This window comes from Ruegeria sp. YTSC106 (assembly GCF_059609765.1).
On sequence record NZ_JBXWMI010000001.1, the window covers coordinates 90823 to 109138 of the forward strand.

Genomic DNA, 18316 nt, shown 5'->3' on the forward strand with positions numbered 1-18316 from the left:
GACCGGGGCCGGTGACACCTGCTGAAGTCGGGTTCCTTGTGCTCGCAACTTTGGCAGGGCTGCGGCAATCAATCGCTTTAACGGCCAGCATTGAACGCAGGGCTGCCCGAGGGTGGCCGCGCAGGCACTTAGGACTTTCGTCGAATGTCCCATTGCAGGACGGAAAGTTAGTCTTTCGACCATGCGCGTGCTCCTGGGAAGTCTGATGCTGCTGTTCAGCAGCCTGGCGGTTTTGGCCGAACCATTGTCGCGTGAAGATATGGAGCCCTACATCCGTGCGCCGTTCTCCTTGGGAGAGGCGTTGAACGAAAACGGCGTCTACAGCCTGCTGAACTCCGGTGGGGCCGAAGCGGGGTACGTCTTTGAGTCGGAACCTTTAGTACCGCTGCCCGGTTTTTCCGGCGCGCCGATCAATATTCTGATCGTGCTGGATCTTGAAGGGCGTTTTCTGGACGTGCAGTTGATCGAACATAACGAGCCGATATTTGTCTCAGGGCTGGGAGAGGCCCCGTTCCATAAATTTTTCGAACAATATGGGGGCCTTTCGATATCGGATTCGATCGTTGTCGGAAACCCGTACGGCGATGCAGCACGCGGATCCTCATTGGTCTATTTGGACGGGGTTACAAAGGCGACAGCAAGTGTGCGGATCGCGCATGAAACCGTCATGGGCGCGGCTTTGGCCGTCGCGCGCGAGAAAATGCAGGGATTGGCAAGTGCACCGCCTGCATTTCCGAATCCAGATTATGAAGAGGAACTCAACTGGCAGGATCTGGTCGGTCAAGGCATCGCGACACGCAAGGTTTACACCAATGCGGAAGTTGACGCTCTGTTCGATGGCACCCTGTGGGAAGACGACGATCCCGAGGCGCAGGACAACCCCGACGACCCTTATCTGGACCTCTGGGTTGTAGATGTGGGTCCGAAGTCCATCGCTCGCGCTGTCTTGTCCCAAGACAGTTATGAAGAGTTACAGCGCTTCATGGAAATCTCGGACAATGACGAACCGATCCTTGTGATCGAAACGGCACGCCATGGTTTGGTCAGCGAAGATTTCGTCCGCAATACATCACCCGACTGGGTTTCGGCAGAACAGGGCGGTTTGCCTGTCGCTCTGCGGGACGCTGATCTGTTGGTCGAGTTGGCCGACGACATACCCGATGGTGTCGCCATGATCTTGCGCACTGACCGGCGCTTGGGCTTCGACCCTTCCCGGGAATGGGTGCTAAAGGTTCTTTCGGTTCGCGAACATGGCATGTTCCAGCCTGAAACTGGTTCTGTCACTTTGGAGGTTGCACACGTCACTCCTGAGAAGTTCTTTGATCGACCAGAGCAGATTGCACCGGCACCGCCCTGGCTTGAAGCGCTGCGAAATCGCCAATCCGATCTGATCATTCTGAGCCTGTTTCTGACTGTTCTGTTGGCCGGTTTGGTACTACGAATGAATGCTTTGGCCGCCCAGCCACTGTTTACTCCCATACGTCTTGCTGTTCTGGCCTTTGTCACGATATTCGTTGGTTGGTGGGGCCAGGGGCAATTGTCGATCGTCACGGTTTTAGGAGCTTTGCGCACTGCCCTGGACGGCGGCAGTTTCACCTTCCTGCTCTATGATCCGTTCTCGTTGCTGATCTGGATGGTGACACTTGCAGGTCTGATCGTATGGGGCAGGGGATTGTTTTGCGGGTGGCTCTGCCCTTTCGGCGCTCTTCAGGAATTCGCGCATCATCTCGGCAAAGCTCTGCGCATACGCCAATTCGAACCAACGCCAAAATGGGACAACCGTTTGAAGTGGCTAAAATACGCGGTTCTAATGGCGTTGCTGGTGGTTGTGCTTGCTGCGCCTGATCAGGTCGACAAGGCGGCAGAGGTTGAGCCATTCAAAACGGCAATCACGACATTCTTTGTCCGGGAATGGTATTACGTCGCCTACGCCGTCTTCTGGCTGGTATTGAGTATGGTTTTGTTCAAGGGCTTTTGCCGATATGTCTGCCCTTTGGGCGCGTTCCTTGCGCTAGGCGGATTGCTTCGCGGCCGCGACTGGATCGAGCGCCGTGCCGAATGCGGGTCACCCTGTCAGCTGTGCAAGGTCAAATGTAAATATGGCGCGATCAAGCAAACCGGTCAAATCCAGTATGATGAGTGTTTTCAGTGTCTCGACTGCGTCGCCATACACGATGACCGCAACCGCTGTGTTCCTCTGATCGTCGCGGCTCGTCGTCGCACAAGAGAGGTCGCTGCCGAATGATCAATCGCCGCCGCTTCCTGGCCATTTCTGCTGCTGCATTGGCATCTCCATCTCATGCGCTGCCTACCCGTTGGCGGGGCTACGCCATGGGGGCCGATATCGGTCTGACACTGGATGCCGACCCTGTGGAGGCAAAACACGCCATTGCCAGTCTGCGATCCATTTTGGGAAAATGCGAAACGTTGTTCAGCCTGTACCGCCCGGACTCCGCCCTATCTGAACTCAACCGAACAGGGCATCTCAAAAGCCCCGATCCCGCTTTCGTGTCTCTCTTGCAAGCGTGCAATGCGGCTTACGACCTCACGAATGGTCGCTTTGATCCGACGGTTCAGCCACTTTGGCAAGCGACTTCAGTGAAAGAAGTTCAAAACGCTCGAGCGCTGATTGGATGGGATCGCGTACGTCTATCCAAGAACCGAGTGCAGCTGGGTCAAGGTCAAGCGCTTACCCTGAATGGAATCGCTCAAGGTTTCGCCACCGATCTGGTCGTACACGCCTTGCGCAAGGCCGGGTGGGAAAAGGTCCTGGTCAATATCGGAGAGTATTTTGCAAGTGGTCGTCAGTGGCTGCTGGGCGTCTCGGATCCAGTGCACGGACTTGTCGAAGTAACGCATTTGAAAGACCGCGCCATCGCTACGTCCAGTCCCGGCGTCATGCGCCTGCGGTCTGGAGGCGCTCACATCATCGACCCGATGGGCGAATACGCACCGCTTTGGTCAACGGTCAGTATCCAGGCGCCGGATGCTGCGGCAGCAGATGCGCTTTCAACAGCATTCTGTTACGCCTCAGAGTCTGAAATTGCAGCGACCCTCGCGCGAGCAGCCGGCGATTACATCGCGATCTGTGTTCGCCCCAGTGGAAAAGTGGTCAAGTTGCAAGGATAAAAAGCCCCGGATTACACCGAGGCTTTTCGAGTTCTTTGAGAGTGGATTATAGGCAGTCTGCAACCGCGCGTTTGGTCAGGACCGAAACGAGATGTGCTCGGTATTCTTTGCTCCCATGCAGATCCGCAATCATGTTTGCTGGGTTCACGCGCAGGTCCATAAGGGCATCAGGGCGAAATTCTTTGTTCAGCGCCTGTTCAGCCTCGGACCACCGGAAAACTCCGTCCTCGCTCGCGCCGGTTACAGCGACGCGTACTCCGTCTGCGAAGCGAGCCAGGTAGACCCCGACAAGCGCAAAACGCGACGCCGGCTGCAGGAACTTTTGATAGCTCGCCGCTTGCGGTACCGGGAAACGGATCGACGTGATGATCTCTCCTTCATCCAGCGCTGTCGTGAACATTCCCTGGAAATAGTCATCGGCTGCGATCTGGCGTGTATTGGTCACAACAGTTGCCCCTGATCCCAACACGCCTGCAGGATAACAGGCCGCAGGGTCATTGTTGGCAACCGAACCGCCAATGGTCCCGCGATTGCGCACCGCCGGATCGCCAATCTGACCGGCCAGCGCGGCAAGCGCAGGATGCACTCCTGCAGCCTCGCGAGCCACCACGGCGTGCGATGTCGCCCCACCGATCGACACCGATCCATCATCCTCGACGCAAACGCCTTGCATCTCGGGAATTCCGCTCATCGACACCAACTTGGAGGGGGCCGCCAACCGTTGCTTCAACGTGGGGATCAGCGTCTGTCCGCCTCCCAACGCCTGCGCATCTTCGGCCGTCAGTGCGGCAACCGCATCAGCAATGGTCGAGGGTTTCTCAAACTCGAAACTGTACATTTCGTTTTTCCTTTCCGAAAGGCTCGGATCCGCCCTTCATCTGGCTAAAAATATCTCGGGGGTCCGGGGGCTGGCCCCCGGTCCGCCCTCTCCTCTCAGCTGTTCATCGCCGCCCAGACGCGCGACGGGCTTACCGGCATGTCGATGTGGTCCACCGCCTTGCCCCCCGAGTTCAGCGCATTAATAACCGCGTTCACCACTGCAGGAGGCGAGCCAATCGCGCCGGCTTCGCCGCAGCCCTTCACGCCCAATGGGTTGTGCGTACAGGGTGTCTGGCTGGAATGATCGACACCGTAGAATGGCACGTCATCCGCACGCGGCATCGCGTAGTCCATGAAGGACGCGCTTAGAAGCTGACCGTTTTCATCGTAGGCGCAGTTTTCCAGAAGCGCCTGACCGATACCCTGACCGATACCACCGTGCACCTGACCATCCACGATCATCGGGTTAACGATGTTGCCGAAGTCATCTGCGGCTGTGAAGGCTTCGATGCTGACTTTGCCGGTCTCGGGATCAACCTCGACTTCGCAGGCATAGGCCCCGGATGGGAAGGTAAAGTTGGCCGGGTCATAGAAAGCAGTTTCTTCCAACCCGGGCTCTACCTCCAGCGGATAGTTGTGCGGGACATAAGCTGTCAGAGTCACATCACCCCAGGCCACTGATTTATCAGTACCCGCAACGCTGAACTGACCGTCCTTCAGCTCGATATCTGCCTCGGACGCTTCTAGCAGGTGGGCGGCGATCTTTTTGGCCTTGTCGATCACCTTTTCGGTCGCCTTGACCATCGCCGAACCACAAACCGCGAGCGAACGCGAGCCATAGGTGCCCATGCCAAACGGAATCTTGGACGTATCGCCATGCACGATCTCGACCATCGATTCGTCGATGCCGATCATGTCTGCCACAACCTGCGGGAAGGCCGTCTCATGGCCCTGACCGTGGCTGTGCGCGCCGACCATGACACTGATCGAACCGGTGGCGTTCACCCGAACGGTCGCGGCATCATAAAGACCCGCCCGGGCCCCCAGCATGCCGACGATGTTCGACGGCGCAATGCCGCAAGCCTCGATATAGCAGTTGATGCCCAGGCCCCGAAGCTTGCCCTTGGCTTCGCTTTGCGCCCGTCGCGCTGCAAAACCTGCCAGATCGGCGGCGGCCTCAAGCTTGTCCATCGTTCCGTTGTAATCCCCGGTGTCGTAGGTCAGCGCTACCGGCGTGTCGTAGGGGAACTGAGTGATGAAGTTCTGCCGGCGCAGAGCGATCGGATCGACACCCAGTTCGCGTGCGGCTTTATCGACCACTCGCTCCAGCTGGTACGTCGCCTCGGGGCGGCCTGCACCGCGATAGGCGTCCACCGGCACCGTATTGGTAAACATCGCCTTCACGTTCACCTGAATGACCGGCGTCTTGTAGTTTCCTGCCATCAGCGTGCCGTGCAGCCAGGTCGGAACCGAACTGGAGAATGTCGACAGGTATGCACCCAGATTGGCGTATGTGTTGGTGCGCAGCCCTACGAAATTGTTGTCGGCATCCAGTGCCAGCTCGATCTTGCTGACATGGTCACGGCCATGGGCATCGGACATGAACGCCTCGGACCGGCTCGATGTCCATTTGACCGGGCGATTGCAGGCCTTGGCAGCGAAGGTGCAGAATGCCTCTTCCGCATAGTGGAAGATCTTGGTGCCAAAGCCACCGCCCACATCCGGGGCCACTACACGCACCTTGTGCTCGGGTAGGCCCAGAACAAAGGCGCACATCAGCAGGCGGATCACATGCGGGTTCTGCGACGTGGTGAACAGCGTATATTCATCCGTGCCACGCTTGTATTCGCCTACAGCGACGCGCGGTTCCATCGGGTTGGCAACCAACCGGTTGTTCACCAGATCCAGAGTGGTGACGTGGGCCGCGTTGGCAAACACCTCATTCACCTTGGCGTCGTCCGCTTCACCCAGCTGCCAGTCATAGCAGACGTTGTTCTTCAGATCGTCATGGACCAGCGTCGCACCCTCTTGCGCGGCGGCTTTCATGTCGATCACGGCAGGAAGCTCTTCGATGTCCACATCGATTGCCTCAGCCGCGTCGCGTGCCTGTTCCAGACTGTCGGCCACAACGGCAGCAATGGGATCACCCACATGGCGTACTTTGCCCTGCGCCAGAATGGGGTGAGGCGGCTCCTGCATCGGCGCGCCGTGCTTGTCGGTCACTTCCCAGCCGCAGGGCATCCCGCCCACGCCTTCAAAATCCTTGCCGGTAAAAACCTTGACCACGCCCGGCATCCCTTCGGCTGCCGATGTATCCAGGGATTTGATACGGCCATGTGCGATGTCGGACCGCAGAAAATGTACATAGGCCTGGCCATGTACGTTGATGTCGTCGGTGTAATTGCCTGCTCCGGTCAGAAAGCGTACGTCTTCACGCCGCTTGGAACTGGCTCCGATGCCACTGTCTTTGGGCATTGCTTGTTCTCCTCCCATAAACGGATGCTGTAGCATCCCTTACTCATCCCACGGGCGTAACGATCACGCCCGTAGCGGCATCATTCTGCAGCTATGCTGCCAACGTCCTGACCGGATGCGGCCATGATTGCTTTGACGATGTTATGGTACCCTGTGCAGCGGCACAGATTGCCTTCCAGATACTTCCGGATTTCGGCCTCGGTCGGGCGTGGGTTCTCTTTCAGCAGCGCTGCCGCACTCATCACCATGCCCGGCGTGCAGAATCCGCACTGAAGGCCGTGGTGATCCTGAAAGGCCTGTTGGATAACGTTCAGCGAACCATCCGGCGATGCCTGACCTTCAATAGTTCCGACATCAGCGCCATCTGCTTCAGCAGCCAGCATGTTGCACGACTTCACCGCCTCGCCATTCACATGTACCACGCATGCGCCACACTGCGCGGTGTCGCATCCTACATGCGTCCCCGTCAAAGACAGATGATCGCGCAGAAAACCGGACAGCAATGTCCGGCCTTCGACTTCTCCGCTCACAGCTTTGCCGTTCACGGTCATGGAAATCTTCATGACTTTCTCCTCCCTGAATTCCAAAGGTTCAACCGCCTAACACGCGCTTGAACCAACCTTTCTTTTCTTCCCCGGCCTCTTCCTCATCCGAGGGTTCGGGCTCGGGTGCATCCTGAGGTTCGACCGCATTCTGGAAGTTCTCAAAGAACTGGTCGGCCATTTTTCTGGCAACCCCATCAATGACTCGCCCCCCCAACTGAGCCAGTTTACCGCCGACGCGCGCATCAACCTTGTAGGTCAGCAGCGTACCTTCCGGGACATCCGACAACGTGACGTCGGCCGCGCCCTTGGCAAATCCGGCGGCTCCTCCCTTACCTTCACCCGATAACTGCACGCTTTCAAGCGCCACGAGATCAGAAAGGGTCACAGAGCCTTTGAACGTCGCTTTGACCGGGCCTACTTTTTGCACGACGGTGGCCTCGAACCCGTCTTCGACCGAGCCTGTCATCTCCTGACATCCCGGCACGCATTCTTTCAGAACCTCTGCCGACAAAAGCGAGTCCCAGACCTTGGATCGCGGCGCGGCGATGACGCGGCTGTCACTAAGTTCCATTTCACTTCTCCCAGTAATTTTTGTTACGCTACGCGGTGTTCACCGCCATGCCTATAAGACCTTGGGTGTAGTCACCGCAGCGCCGGGGGCAAATGCGTAAGACCATGACGTTCGAAGATTTCGGCGATGCGCCCGTCCTGCAATGCTGCATTGATGGCATCATCAACAGCATAGCTGAGACCGCGGTAAGCGAAATGAACTGCCACACCGCTGGTCCATGAGCTGACTGCGAAGCCGGGCAGGGGTGGGGCATGGATGTCCAGCGCCGGGGTCAGTCCGGCTTCAAGTTGGGCACGTGGTCCCATGGCCGCCATTGTCTCGCCGACGGCAAGCGCCTGCATTGCCTCAGCAGCGGTAGGATATCTGTGCAAGTTTTGGGCCAATTGACCGCCAGGAAATGCCGACAAATAGAAATCAGCAATCGAATCATTCTCTACTGCGACGGTGTCGAACCGGAAATACGCAGGAACTGGCGGGTCGTCTGGATAGGCATCGCGGCTATATGCGATGGCGATTTCCTCGTCATGGTATTGCCCGGTGAAAACCACCTGTTCGACCCGGCAGGCGAATTCGCTGTCATACGGAACGTGCAACATCACATTTGCGACCCGCCCGTTGATCAGGGGTCCCTTCCAGATCCAGTTGCGTAGGTCGGCCTCAAGGTTATCTCCGGCAGCCACCAGATTGAAACGCGCTTCAACATCCAGCTCCTCGGCAATCAACCTGCCTATGTCGATGTCCACGCCCTGTATCCTGCCGTCCTTCTCATAGGACCATGGTGGGAAATCGTCATAGGCGGCGAATTCGATATAGCCACGCTCGACAATGGTATCGAGATCGGCGCCAACGATATCCCGGCTGGCGTTTTGTGGTTTGGGTTGAGGCACATGATCCTCGCATCTAGCCATAGCCATCCCGGTTGAAAGGGTGGCAGCCAACAGGGAGAGAAAAAGTGAGCGTCCGATCATGTGCCTCAGTCTGCCGCCCTATTGCGCGGCAGACAATCCAATTGTCAGTTGTTCTGCTGCTTCCGCGAAATCAGGACTGTCGCCCGAGATAAGAACAGCGGCACGGAAGGCCACGCTGTCAGCCACAGGGGCACCCGATCCTGTTTCTATGGTGCTTGCAATCTCGTTGAGCTCAGACTGAAGGGCAGCGGCATCGCCTTCACCGCCATCGGCCATAGAGGCCAGCAGGTCGCGGATTTCCTTCAGGCGGTCACTATGATCGTCCAGCGCGCCGTCATCGGGTCGCGTTTCGATATAGGTGCGAATGGCCCAGGCGGCCTTTTGCCCCAATAACTCTCCGAAGGCCGGCATCTTAGTGATCCCGTTCTGAGTATACCCTTCGCGGAACCGCTCCATATACCATTCGTCGCCGTATTCTTCAGCCTCGAGGTAGCGCAGATCAGGTGCCAAACCGCCGGAAACCACGCCCAACCCATGGCAGCGCGCGCAGTTTTGATTGTATCCGGAATCGCCTATTTCGATGGCGGCTTGCCAAACGTCCTCACCCTGATCGCGATAGGGGTTTTCGATCAACCATTCCTCACCCACATCCGGTAAGGCATCTGTATTCACAGGTTGCGGGGCGACATCTCCGTGCGCAAACGCCATACCGCCTGCGGTCAGGGCAGCCAGCGCTGTGTTAAAAAAAACAAGACGCATCGTCTCCTCCTTCTGATGCTTACCCCGGTCATAGCCCAGGGACAAACGCCATGAAATTCGACCTTGGTTGCAGATGAGCCAATGCTTGCGACTAAGGTCGAATGGCATGCCACCCAAGGACCCATTTTAGTGGAGCAGCATCGGAGGAGGAGCAAACACGGCCATGTTTTTTCGCGTCTTTGCAACTCTTGTTTTGTTACCAATGGTGGCCGCGGCTGAGGTTGCCGTTTCTGTTGTCTACCTGCAGCAACAGGTTGAGCGCCCACCGGTTTTGTCCAACCTTGATCAAATACCTGAAGACCTTGGTGCGGCAGGTGCGGAACTGGCACTGACAGACAATCTGACGACGGCCAAGTTTCTGGGTCACAAGTACGAACTGACAGTTATGACGGTCCCTCAAGACGGTGATTGGCTGGCCGCAGCGCGTCAGGCCCTGTCCCAGACAGGCTTCTTGATTTTGGACGCTCCGGCGCGGGCGCAACTGGCTGTGGCTGACCTTCCGGAGGCTGCCGAAGCCATCTTGTTCAACGCGTCTGCACCTGATCGCGACTTAAGAGATACCACCTGCCGCGCCAACCTGCTGCACACTATGCCGTCTGACGCGATGCGCACGGACGCACTGGCACAGTTTTTGGTCAAAAGGCGCTGGGACGATCTGGTTCTGATCACCGGAGAGCACTTGTCGGACGTGGCCTTTGCAGACGCCTTCAGACAGTCGCTGACCAAGTTCGGACTGGAACTTCGTGCAGAAAAGACCTGGCGTTTTGATGCTGACCTGAGACGTAATGCGGCCCAGGAAGTTCCAGTTTTTACTCAGGATTTCGGGGATTACGATGTCTTGCTGGTAGCTGATGAACTGAACGACTTTGCCCGTTACATACCGTTCAACACGTGGGAACCAAGACCGGTTGCAGGTTCGGAAGGGTTGCGACCGGTGACGTGGTCGCCCGTGGTCGAGCAATGGGGGGCGGTTCAGTTGCAGAGCCGGTTCGCCGATCAAACAGGACGACCGATGAGGTCAATCGACTACGCGGCATGGGCTGCATTTCGGTCATTGGGCGAGGCCGTGACCCGAACACAATCTGGCGATCCTGCTGTTCTGCGGGAATACATTCTGTCGGATAGATTTGAATTGGCGGGTTTCAAGGGCCGGGCGATGAACTTTCGTGCCTGGAATGGCCAGTTGCGCCAACCAATCCCTTTGGTGACAGAACGGGCTGTCGTGGCCCTCGCACCGCTCGAGGGTTTCCTGCATCAACGAACGGAACTGGATACGCTTGGCATTGATGAGCCCGAAAGCCAGTGCACGGCCTTTAAGGAGGAATGAAGATGAAGGTAGCCACCCTTTTGGCTGCAACAGCATTTTGCGCTCCGGCAGCCGCAGATGAAATCTGGGTAAGCAACGAAAAAGACGACACGCTCAGTGTGATCGACATCGAAACGTTTGAAGTGATCCGCACCCTTGAAACCGGTGAACGACCACGAGGGATCACGTTTTCCAAGGACTACTCCGTTCTTTACATCTGTGCGTCAGACAGCGATTCGGTGCAGGTAATGGACCCCGAAACCGGAGAAATCCTTCATGATCTGCCGTCGGGCGAAGACCCTGAACAGTTCGTTTTGCATCCCAATGATCGGCATCTGTACATAGCCAACGAAGATGACGCGATCACAACTGTCGTCGATACGGTGTCGCGGAGCGTGATTGCCCAGATTGACGTGGGTATCGAACCGGAAGGAATGGCGGTTTCACCCGATGGAAAGATCGCCATCACCACTTCCGAAACCACCAATATGGCTCATTGGATTGATACCGAAACACAGGAGTTGTTCGCCAACACTCTGGTCGACTCACGCCCTCGCCACGCTGAATTCGTCAAAGATGGAACCGAGCTTTGGGTCAGCTCTGAAATCGGCGGCACAATCACTGTTTTTGATGTGGCGACACAGGCCGAGAAGGCCAAAATCGAGTTCAAGGTGGATGGTGTCCACCCTGATCGGGTCCAGCCAGTGGGCTTTGAATTATCGAACGGGGATGAAACCGCCTTTGTTGCTCTGGGTCCGTCGAACCACGTGGCTGCCGTTAACTCGGAAACTTTCGAGGTCGAAGATTACATCCTGGTCGGGCGCCGCGTCTGGCACATGGAATTCAACGCGGACAAGTCGCTTTTGTTCACCACAAACGGCGTGTCCGGGGATGTCACCGTTATAGACGTCGCCAAACGTGAACCCATCAAAACGATCAAGGTCGGGCGCTTCCCTTGGGGTGCAGCTTTCCGCCCGACGAATTAAGCACTTTCAGGAGACCCGAAAATGAAGCATTTTGCCCGCTCAATTGCCGTGCTGGCCGTGGCGCTACCCAATTTGGCGCTGGCCCAGGATGACAAAGGCTTTGGTCTGGCTGGCATTCTCTCAGCTAAAAACAAAGAAGACTTATCGCCAATTACTCTGTCTGCAGGTGTGCCTCTGGCTGATGCCCCTTGGGAATTGAAGTCCGGCACGTATTACGAATTCGAGATTCACGGTGACGGTAGTCAGGAGTTGGCGATCACCGGCTCTGAATTCTTCCGGGCGATCTGGATCGACGAAATCGTCGTCGAAGGTCTGGAGATCCGTCCTCTGGGACTTGATTCCATCGAGTTCGACGAAGCAGGCGAGATGGAAATAGGCTTTGTCGCGCTTAAGCCAGGCAGTTACCATCTGAAGGTGCCGGGAAGCACCGGGGAAACACAGCGACTCGAAATAACCATTAAGTGACAGGGCTTTCGGTCCAAAACGTCAGTTACACCTTTGGTGAAAAACGCGCTTGAAGACGTAAGTATTCACGTCCCGTAAGGCGGGTTTACGCGCTGTAGGGGCCTAACGGTGCAGGTAAGGCGACACGGTTTTCCCTCCTCACGCGGCTGTTTACTACAACGCAGGGATCGATCGAAATCGCTGGCTTTGACATCACATAGCAGCCGAGGCTGGCGCTGGTCAGGATCGCGGCCGCCTTCCTCAGCAGACGCCTGTGAAGAGGTCAAAAAAGGAATGCCGTTGCAGCAAGGGGTCCTGTTGAAAATCGGTGCGCCGACACGAAGGCCGGATTGATCGCACTAGGCGCTATCCTCATTCGCGAAGCTTTGCGCGTTCATCCGTTATCAAACAGCTTGAAAACTTCGCGGGTGTGATGAACTTCCTCATCTTGCCGATGTTCTGTCTGTCTTCCGCGGTTAATCTGTCTTCCGCGATTAATGCACTTTGGAAAATGTCAAAAAGTTCAGTTTTATCGCGCGATATTTGCGCGTTCTATCCCTTCACCCATGCTGTCGAGCCGCCCTTACGGGCAATTCAATGCATAGGCGTTTTAAGGGGCGATCTTTGCCGGAGTAGTTTTTCTTTGGTGGTCACTGTGGGGATACGACCCGTCACGCGGGATCAAGCGCTCAAAGGATTATCGCGTCTACGACCATCGCAGGCGTGAATTTCCGAACCCGGTCGGCTATTGTGGTGGCCAGATGGAGGGTTTGATCATGTTCCGCACCGCCACTGTTGCACTGCTTTTGTCCACAGCCGTCTCAGCCCAGACGGTTGAGGACGAATACGGCACGCTTAATCCGCAAGACACCGGGTGGGGCAAAGTCATGAGCAATATCGAAAACGGCGTCACCGATATGACATCCTGTGCGTCAGGCTATTACATGACGAAGTCCGGCCGTCATGATATGGCACGTACCCTGTTCAGAACCTGTGCTGAGGCAGGTTATACCGGCGCAATGACGTGGATGGGTCAGTTGGACAATAACGGGCTGGGTGGTCCCTACGACCCTGACGCGGCCGCGGCATGGGACAAACGCGCGGCTGACCTGGGGGACCCGGTGGGCAAGTTCAACTTCGGTCTCAATCTGCTGCGTGGACATGGCGTTGTGAAAGACGAAAGGCTCGGGCGCGCCTATGTCGACGCGGCTGCTCGGGACGGATTGAAAATCGCCAAACGCTTGCAGGACTCGGGCTACGACCCGAACGAAGTAACCCCTGATGCGGATGAGTGGAAATACGCGCCTCTATTCTGAATCCTCGTTTTTGTCAGATTTCTACGACCAAAGGATAAGGCTCGGCGGCGAATTTCTTGATGTGAGTCAAGCCGCCCAATGATGTGCGGCATGTATCCTTGCACAAATGTCGGAGGATCACATGAAACACATCATCCTTTCCCTCGGTTTGGCCGCATTTGCAGTCTCACCATATCCTGTTTTTGCCGAAAGCACTTTTGATAAGGTCAAGGTCGAAGCCGGAGAAACGCTGTTTTACTCAGAATGCAGACGCTGCCACGCCCCTGATTCCACTGACCCCAGCTATGGGCCTCCACTGGACAATATCTTGGGTCGGGCCGCCGGAACCGTCGAAGGGTATGATTATTCCGAAGCACTGGCCGGGTCCGGGATCGTCTGGACGCCCGCAGCGTTGCGGGCATGGATGGAAGATAACGACGGGTTCATGCCTGGCACAAAAATGCGCCATGTCGGGATCGAAGATCGCACGGTTCAGGACTTTATTTTGGCGTATCTGGGCAGTATCTCGGCTCAGTAGAGCTATTCGATGACAAGCCGCGGCAGCCAATGGCTGTCCGGTTCGGCTTGGTGAATGTCCTTATCTGTGACCGGCCTCAGTTCACCCTCAGCCGGCGGGACCGCCAGCAGACCCATATCCATTTCGTGCAACTCTCCGACCAGTCGATCACCATCGATCCGGAGCTGATAGTAAACGCCGTTCCACATATTGATGCCGTATTCGGTTGCACCTTTGTGGATAAACAAAAGGTCGTATTCCAGATCGGTCAGATCAACTACAGACACCTTACGTTGCAGAGCGTAGGGATAAGGGACATGGCACCAGTGTTTGTCCGGTCCTTCCAGGCATCGAAACGGACGCATGGACAGGAAGTGTTCGGTGAACGGTCCAATGGCAAGGTCGATTTTGTAAGCAGAAAAGGTGCCTTCCGGGCTAAAGCTGATGTTCCCGACAAGGGTTTTGCCCGCCCCATTGCCGATCAAAAATACCTGCTTTTTTCCGCTTAGTGGGTCAGCGCTGGCCGGCAGACAGGCGGACCACCCCAATACGATAAGCCCTGCAAGAACTTTCTGCATTGTTTCCTCCGAGCCCCAAAAACACGCACCACACTAGTTGAAATCCGTGACTCCCTCCCTACGACCATTGTGCAATTTCGCCGAAAGACCCCCTTGCGAATAATACTCACGCCCACAGCTCCGATCTGTCGGGGATTCGGCGTGGAGGGAAGACACAAGTCTAGGGAGGACACCGATGAACCGGTTTATAATGGCGACGGTCGCAAGTGTGATTGCAGCGGGCGTGGCCCATGCAGAAGTTACTGAGGACGATCTGGCCAACGACCAGACTATTACGACCCAGGTCGTAACAAACGGCATGGGGCGCCACTTGCAGCGCTATAGCCCGCTGGACATGCTGAACAAGGACAACGTCAAGAACCTGTTGCCTGCCTGGGCATTCAGCCTTGGTGGTGAAAAGCAGCGCGGGCAGGAAACCCAGCCGCTGATCTATGACGGCATGATGTATATCACCGGTTCGTATTCGCGCCTGTATGCGATTGATCTCGAGACCGGCAAAGAGGTTTGGCAATACGATGCGCGTTTGCCCGAAGGCATTCTCCCGTGCTGCGACGTGGTGAATCGCGGTGCCGCCATTTACGGTGACAAGGTGATATTCGGGACGCTTGATGCCCGGATTGTGGCCCTGAACAAAGACACCGGTGACGTTGTGTGGCGCGACAAAATCGCTGACTACAAGGCGGGGTACTCTTACACAGCTGCTCCGCTGATCGTCGACGGGCTGGTGATTACCGGAAATTCCGGTGGTGAATTCGGCATCGTTGGCACCGTGCAGGCCCGTGACGTGGACACCGGCGATCTGGTGTGGGAACGCCCGGTCATCGAAGGCCATATGGGTACGCTGAACGGTGAAGAAAGCACCATGACAGGCGAGCTAAATGCAACATGGCCCGGCGACATGTGGAAAACCGGCGGTGGCGCGACCTGGCTGGGCGGTTCCTATGACGCGGACACGGATACGCTTGTTTTCGGGGCCGGAAACCCGGCACCGTGGAACTCGTGGCTGCGTAACGCGGGTACGCCGACGGAAGGAAATACCGGAGACAACCTTTATGCGGCCAGCCGCATTGGAATCGATCCGAAAACCGGCGACATCAAGTGGCACTTCCAAACGACGCCACGCGAAGGTTGGGACTATGACGGTGTAAATGAGGTCGTGGCCTATACCGACCGTGAAGGAAACAAGCGTTTCGCCACCGCTGATCGCAACGGGTATTTCTATGTTCTGAACCGCGAAGATGGCGCCTTTGTTTCAGCCAATCCTTTTGTCAAGGATATCACATGGTCGTCAGGCATTGATGAGGCCGGCCGCCCGATCTTTGTCGAAGACAACCGCCCTGGCGATCCGGCGACAGCGGCTGATGGCAAGAAGGGTGAAGTGATCTTTGCGTCGCCTTCTTTCCTTGGCGGCAAAAACTGGATGCCGATGGCCTTCTCGCAGCGTACCGGTAACTTCTATGTGCCATCGAACGAATGGGGCATGGATATCTGGAATGAGCCGATCTCCTACAAAAAGGGTGCCGCCTATCTGGGCGCAGGCTTTACAATCAAGCCAAACTACGAAGATCACATCGGCTCGCTCAAGGCGATTGATCCGGATACCGGGGAATGGAAATGGGAATACAAGAACGATGCGCCGCTGTGGTCAGGTGTGATGACGACGGCTGGCGGGCTGGTGTTCTTCGGCACGCCCGAAGGTGAGTTCATCGCGCTGGATGACGAAACCGGTGAAAAACTGTGGTCGTTCCAGACCGGCTCGGGCATCGTCGGCCAACCCGTTACGTGGGAACAGGACGGCGAACAGTATGTCTCGATCATTTCCGGCTGGGGCGGCGCGGTTCCGCTCTGGGGTGGTGAGGTGGCCAAGAAGGTCAACTACCTGAACCAGGGTGGCACCTTGTGGACCTTCCGCCTGCCGAAGGAACTGGCTTCGGCTAACTGACCCAGGACGATACAAAGCTCTGACGCGCGCCCCTGATCTGGGCGCGCGTTTTTATACGACCTTCCGCCAGTATGCGTGGATTTCTTTCGTTGCTAGGATTGGTTAGGCTGGAGACCATTTGAATGCAAAAGGCTATACCCAATGCTTGCTGAATCCGCCGCAAGAAACGATTTCGAAAAAGTGCTGATCGTTGATGACCATCCTTTGTTTTGCGACGCCTTGTCGATGACTTTGCAAAGTGTGGCACAGATTGGAGAAATCCACACGGCAGACCGGCTGGAGGGCGCGATGGATCTGCTGGCAAGTGGACTGAAACCTGACGCCGTTATGCTGGATCTCAACCTGCCGGATGTGGACGGGCTGGATGGCCTTATCCGCTTGAAGGCGGCAGCAAATGCTCCGGTAATTGTCGTGTCATCGCTGACCGACACCCGCGTCGTCAGTCAGGTGATACAGGCCGGTGCATCAGGCTATGTCCCCAAGCACAGTCAGCGAGACGTGTTCCGCACTGCATTCGAGACAGTTCATTCCGGCGATGTCTTTGTGCCTGAAGGCTGCGTTTTGATTGACGGAACGGAAGAGGACGAACACAGCGACGCGGTAAATCGCCTTGTAACGCTGACAAATCAGCAGGCGCGCATCCTGCAACTGATCTGCGAAGGCAAACTGAACAAGCAAATCGCCTATGACCTGTCGATTGCTGAAACCACGGTCAAGGCACATGTGACCGCAATAATGCGAAAACTGGGTGTACAAAGCCGCACACAGGCGGTTCTGATCGCTAAGAAGGCGTCCTTTGCCAGTGTCTTGCAAGACCAAGGCTAAGCGTCATACTCTCATGTCATCGTCGCGCTTTTAGGGAGGAGGCACGATGGACCAAGCAGTCGGGTGGGCGACAGCCCAAGCCCGTGCGCCAGGCATCGTTAAAACGGCTTTTGCACAACACGACACCGGGCAGTCAATCGAGACGCTCGAACGCCAGCTGGGTGATGATCCGCTAGCGCTTGTCATACTTTTTGTCAGCCCGAACGCAGATGCATCCGCCGTGATTGTGGAAGCCGCGCACGCCTTTGCTCCAACCCCGGTAGTTGGTTGCACCACCGCAGGAGAGTTGGCGGATAGTGGTTACTGTGAAGACCAGATCGTCGCGATCGGCCTGCCACGATCCCATTTCGAAATATGCACGGTTCTTGTTCCGGACTTGAACAAGTTCGACGCCGACAGCATCATCAAAGAGATGATCCACAACAGAAACGCGATGATGGAAAACGCGCCGGAGTGGGATCATGAATTCACCTTCCTGATGATCGACGGGTTGTCGACAAAAGAAGATGAGCTGACGTCGGAATTGGCGGTAGGGCTTGGGCCGGTACCATTGTTCGGTGGATCGGCGGGGGATGGAACCCAATTCGGGCGCACCTATGTTCTGCATCAGGGGCAGGCACGGAGCAATGCCGCCATACTGACCCAGGTTCGCACGCGGTGTCCGATAAAGGTGTTCAAAACCGATCACCTCGTCCCCACCGCCCGCCGCATGGTGGTGACCAAGGCGGACCCGGCCAAACGCATCGTTCAGGAAATCAATGCCGAACCCGCTGCGCGCGAATATGCCCGTATTCTCGGCAAAGACCCGGAACAATTGACGACATTTACCTTTGCGGCCCATCCTGTCGTTGTGCAAATCGGTGGAAAACACCATGTTCGCGCAATTCAGCAGGTGGCGGGTAACGGGGATCTCGTCTTTTTCTCGGCTATTGACGAGGGGCTGGTTCTGACTCTGGCAGAACCCCGAGACATGGTCGAACACCTGCAGGAAGAAATCGGGCTACTGACCGACAAACAGCAACCCGACACCATTCTGGGCTGTGACTGCATTCTTCGTCGGCTGGAGGCTCAGGAAAAGCAGAAGACGCACGAGATCTCGAACATCCTGTCCCGCAATCACGTGGTCGGTTTCTCGACCTACGGAGAACAATACAATTCGATCCATGTGAACCAGACCCTGACCGGCGTTGCTATTTACCCGCCCGAGAAAGAGTAAG

General features: G+C 56.5%; 17 protein-coding genes and 1 pseudogene. 11 read left to right on the forward strand and 7 right to left on the reverse strand.

All coding sequences use genetic code 11. From position 1 onward, the window contains the following. Nucleotides 1-205: 205 nt before the first annotated feature. Both AC2FEB_RS00415 and AC2FEB_RS00420 read left to right on the forward strand, forming a co-directional pair. Nucleotides 206-2245 (forward strand): 4Fe-4S binding protein, encoded by a 2040-nt coding sequence (locus tag AC2FEB_RS00415; protein WP_496670800.1) that lies wholly within the window; start codon nt 206-208, stop codon nt 2243-2245. After that, entirely contained in the window at nt 2242-3129 is an 888-nt protein-coding gene (locus tag AC2FEB_RS00420) for an FAD:protein FMN transferase (RefSeq protein ID WP_496670797.1), read from the forward strand. The genes AC2FEB_RS00415 and AC2FEB_RS00420 overlap by 4 nt, the downstream gene beginning before the upstream one ends. A gap of 46 nt (nt 3130-3175) precedes the next feature. On the opposite strand, the gene AC2FEB_RS00425 is transcribed toward AC2FEB_RS00420, so the two are convergent. From AC2FEB_RS00425 to pedF, 6 genes are all read right to left on the reverse strand, one after another. Continuing rightward, a complete protein-coding gene (locus AC2FEB_RS00425) occupies nt 3176-3967 on the reverse strand; it encodes an FAD binding domain-containing protein (protein WP_496670795.1) in 792 nt (263 codons plus the stop codon). Between the two features lie 95 nt (nt 3968-4062). Further along, nucleotides 4063-6423 carry a xanthine dehydrogenase family protein molybdopterin-binding subunit gene (locus AC2FEB_RS00430; RefSeq protein WP_496670792.1) on the reverse strand — a complete coding sequence of 787 codons (2361 nt, stop codon included), beginning with the start codon at nt 6421-6423 and terminating at the stop codon, nt 4063-4065. A gap of 80 nt (nt 6424-6503) precedes the next feature. Continuing rightward, complete coding sequence (locus tag AC2FEB_RS00435; RefSeq protein WP_117873381.1) at nt 6504-6986, reverse strand: (2Fe-2S)-binding protein; 483 nt, start codon at nt 6984-6986, stop codon at nt 6504-6506. 28 nt (nt 6987-7014) lie between these two features. Next, nucleotides 7015-7539 carry an SRPBCC family protein gene (locus AC2FEB_RS00440; RefSeq protein ID WP_496670790.1) on the reverse strand — a complete coding sequence of 175 codons (525 nt, stop codon included), beginning with the start codon at nt 7537-7539 and terminating at the stop codon, nt 7015-7017. A 71-nt stretch (nt 7540-7610) separates the two neighbouring features. Then, nucleotides 7611-8447 carry a substrate-binding periplasmic protein gene (locus AC2FEB_RS00445; RefSeq protein ID WP_496670787.1) on the reverse strand — a complete coding sequence of 279 codons (837 nt, stop codon included), beginning with the start codon at nt 8445-8447 and terminating at the stop codon, nt 7611-7613. A gap of 78 nt (nt 8448-8525) precedes the next feature. Further along, nucleotides 8526-9206: a cytochrome c-550 PedF gene (gene pedF / locus AC2FEB_RS00450; RefSeq protein ID WP_117873375.1), complete on the reverse strand. Its 681-nt coding sequence runs from the start codon at nt 9204-9206 to the stop codon at nt 8526-8528. A gap of 163 nt (nt 9207-9369) precedes the next feature. Between pedF and AC2FEB_RS00455 the strand changes: the two genes are divergently transcribed. The 6 genes and pseudogenes from AC2FEB_RS00455 (at nt 9370) to AC2FEB_RS00480 (ending at nt 13775) form a co-directional block, all read left to right on the forward strand. Beyond that, the gene (locus AC2FEB_RS00455) at nt 9370-10533 is read left to right on the forward strand and encodes an ABC transporter substrate-binding protein (protein ID WP_496670784.1); all 1164 of its coding nucleotides are present in this window, start codon (nt 9370-9372) and stop codon (nt 10531-10533) included. 2 nt (nt 10534-10535) lie between these two features. Further along, nucleotides 10536-11498, forward strand: a complete 963-nt coding sequence (locus AC2FEB_RS00460) for a YVTN family beta-propeller repeat protein (RefSeq protein WP_496670782.1) — start codon at nt 10536-10538, stop codon at nt 11496-11498. A 21-nt stretch (nt 11499-11519) separates the two neighbouring features. Beyond that, complete coding sequence (locus tag AC2FEB_RS00465) at nt 11520-11963, forward strand: cupredoxin domain-containing protein (RefSeq protein WP_496670780.1); 444 nt, start codon at nt 11520-11522, stop codon at nt 11961-11963. Between the two features lie 110 nt (nt 11964-12073). Next, a pseudogene (locus AC2FEB_RS00470) lies at nt 12074-12163 on the forward strand (ABC transporter ATP-binding protein); the annotation flags it as partial. Nucleotides 12164-12718: 555 nt separating this feature from the next. After that, nucleotides 12719-13258 (forward strand): sel1 repeat family protein, encoded by a 540-nt coding sequence (locus tag AC2FEB_RS00475; protein WP_496670778.1) that lies wholly within the window; start codon nt 12719-12721, stop codon nt 13256-13258. 121 nt (nt 13259-13379) lie between these two features. Beyond that, nucleotides 13380-13775, forward strand: coding sequence for a c-type cytochrome (locus AC2FEB_RS00480; RefSeq protein WP_496670775.1), 396 nt, complete (start codon nt 13380-13382; stop codon nt 13773-13775). Nucleotides 13776-13777: 2 nt separating this feature from the next. Here AC2FEB_RS00480 and AC2FEB_RS00485 read toward each other — a convergent pair whose 3' ends face one another. After that, nucleotides 13778-14332 carry a hypothetical protein gene (locus tag AC2FEB_RS00485; RefSeq protein WP_496670772.1) on the reverse strand — a complete coding sequence of 185 codons (555 nt, stop codon included), beginning with the start codon at nt 14330-14332 and terminating at the stop codon, nt 13778-13780. 175 nt (nt 14333-14507) lie between these two features. Between AC2FEB_RS00485 and AC2FEB_RS00490 the strand changes: the two genes are divergently transcribed. The 3 genes from AC2FEB_RS00490 (at nt 14508) to AC2FEB_RS00500 (ending at nt 18315) form a co-directional block, all read left to right on the forward strand. Continuing rightward, nucleotides 14508-16274, forward strand: a complete 1767-nt coding sequence (locus AC2FEB_RS00490) for a PQQ-dependent methanol/ethanol family dehydrogenase (RefSeq protein WP_496670769.1) — start codon at nt 14508-14510, stop codon at nt 16272-16274. Nucleotides 16275-16415: 141 nt separating this feature from the next. Next, nucleotides 16416-17099, forward strand: coding sequence for a response regulator (locus AC2FEB_RS00495; protein ID WP_496670767.1), 684 nt, complete (start codon nt 16416-16418; stop codon nt 17097-17099). A gap of 46 nt (nt 17100-17145) precedes the next feature. Then, nucleotides 17146-18315 (forward strand): FIST N-terminal domain-containing protein, encoded by a 1170-nt coding sequence (locus tag AC2FEB_RS00500; protein WP_117873359.1) that lies wholly within the window; start codon nt 17146-17148, stop codon nt 18313-18315. The last annotated feature ends 1 nt before the right edge of the window (nt 18316 follow it).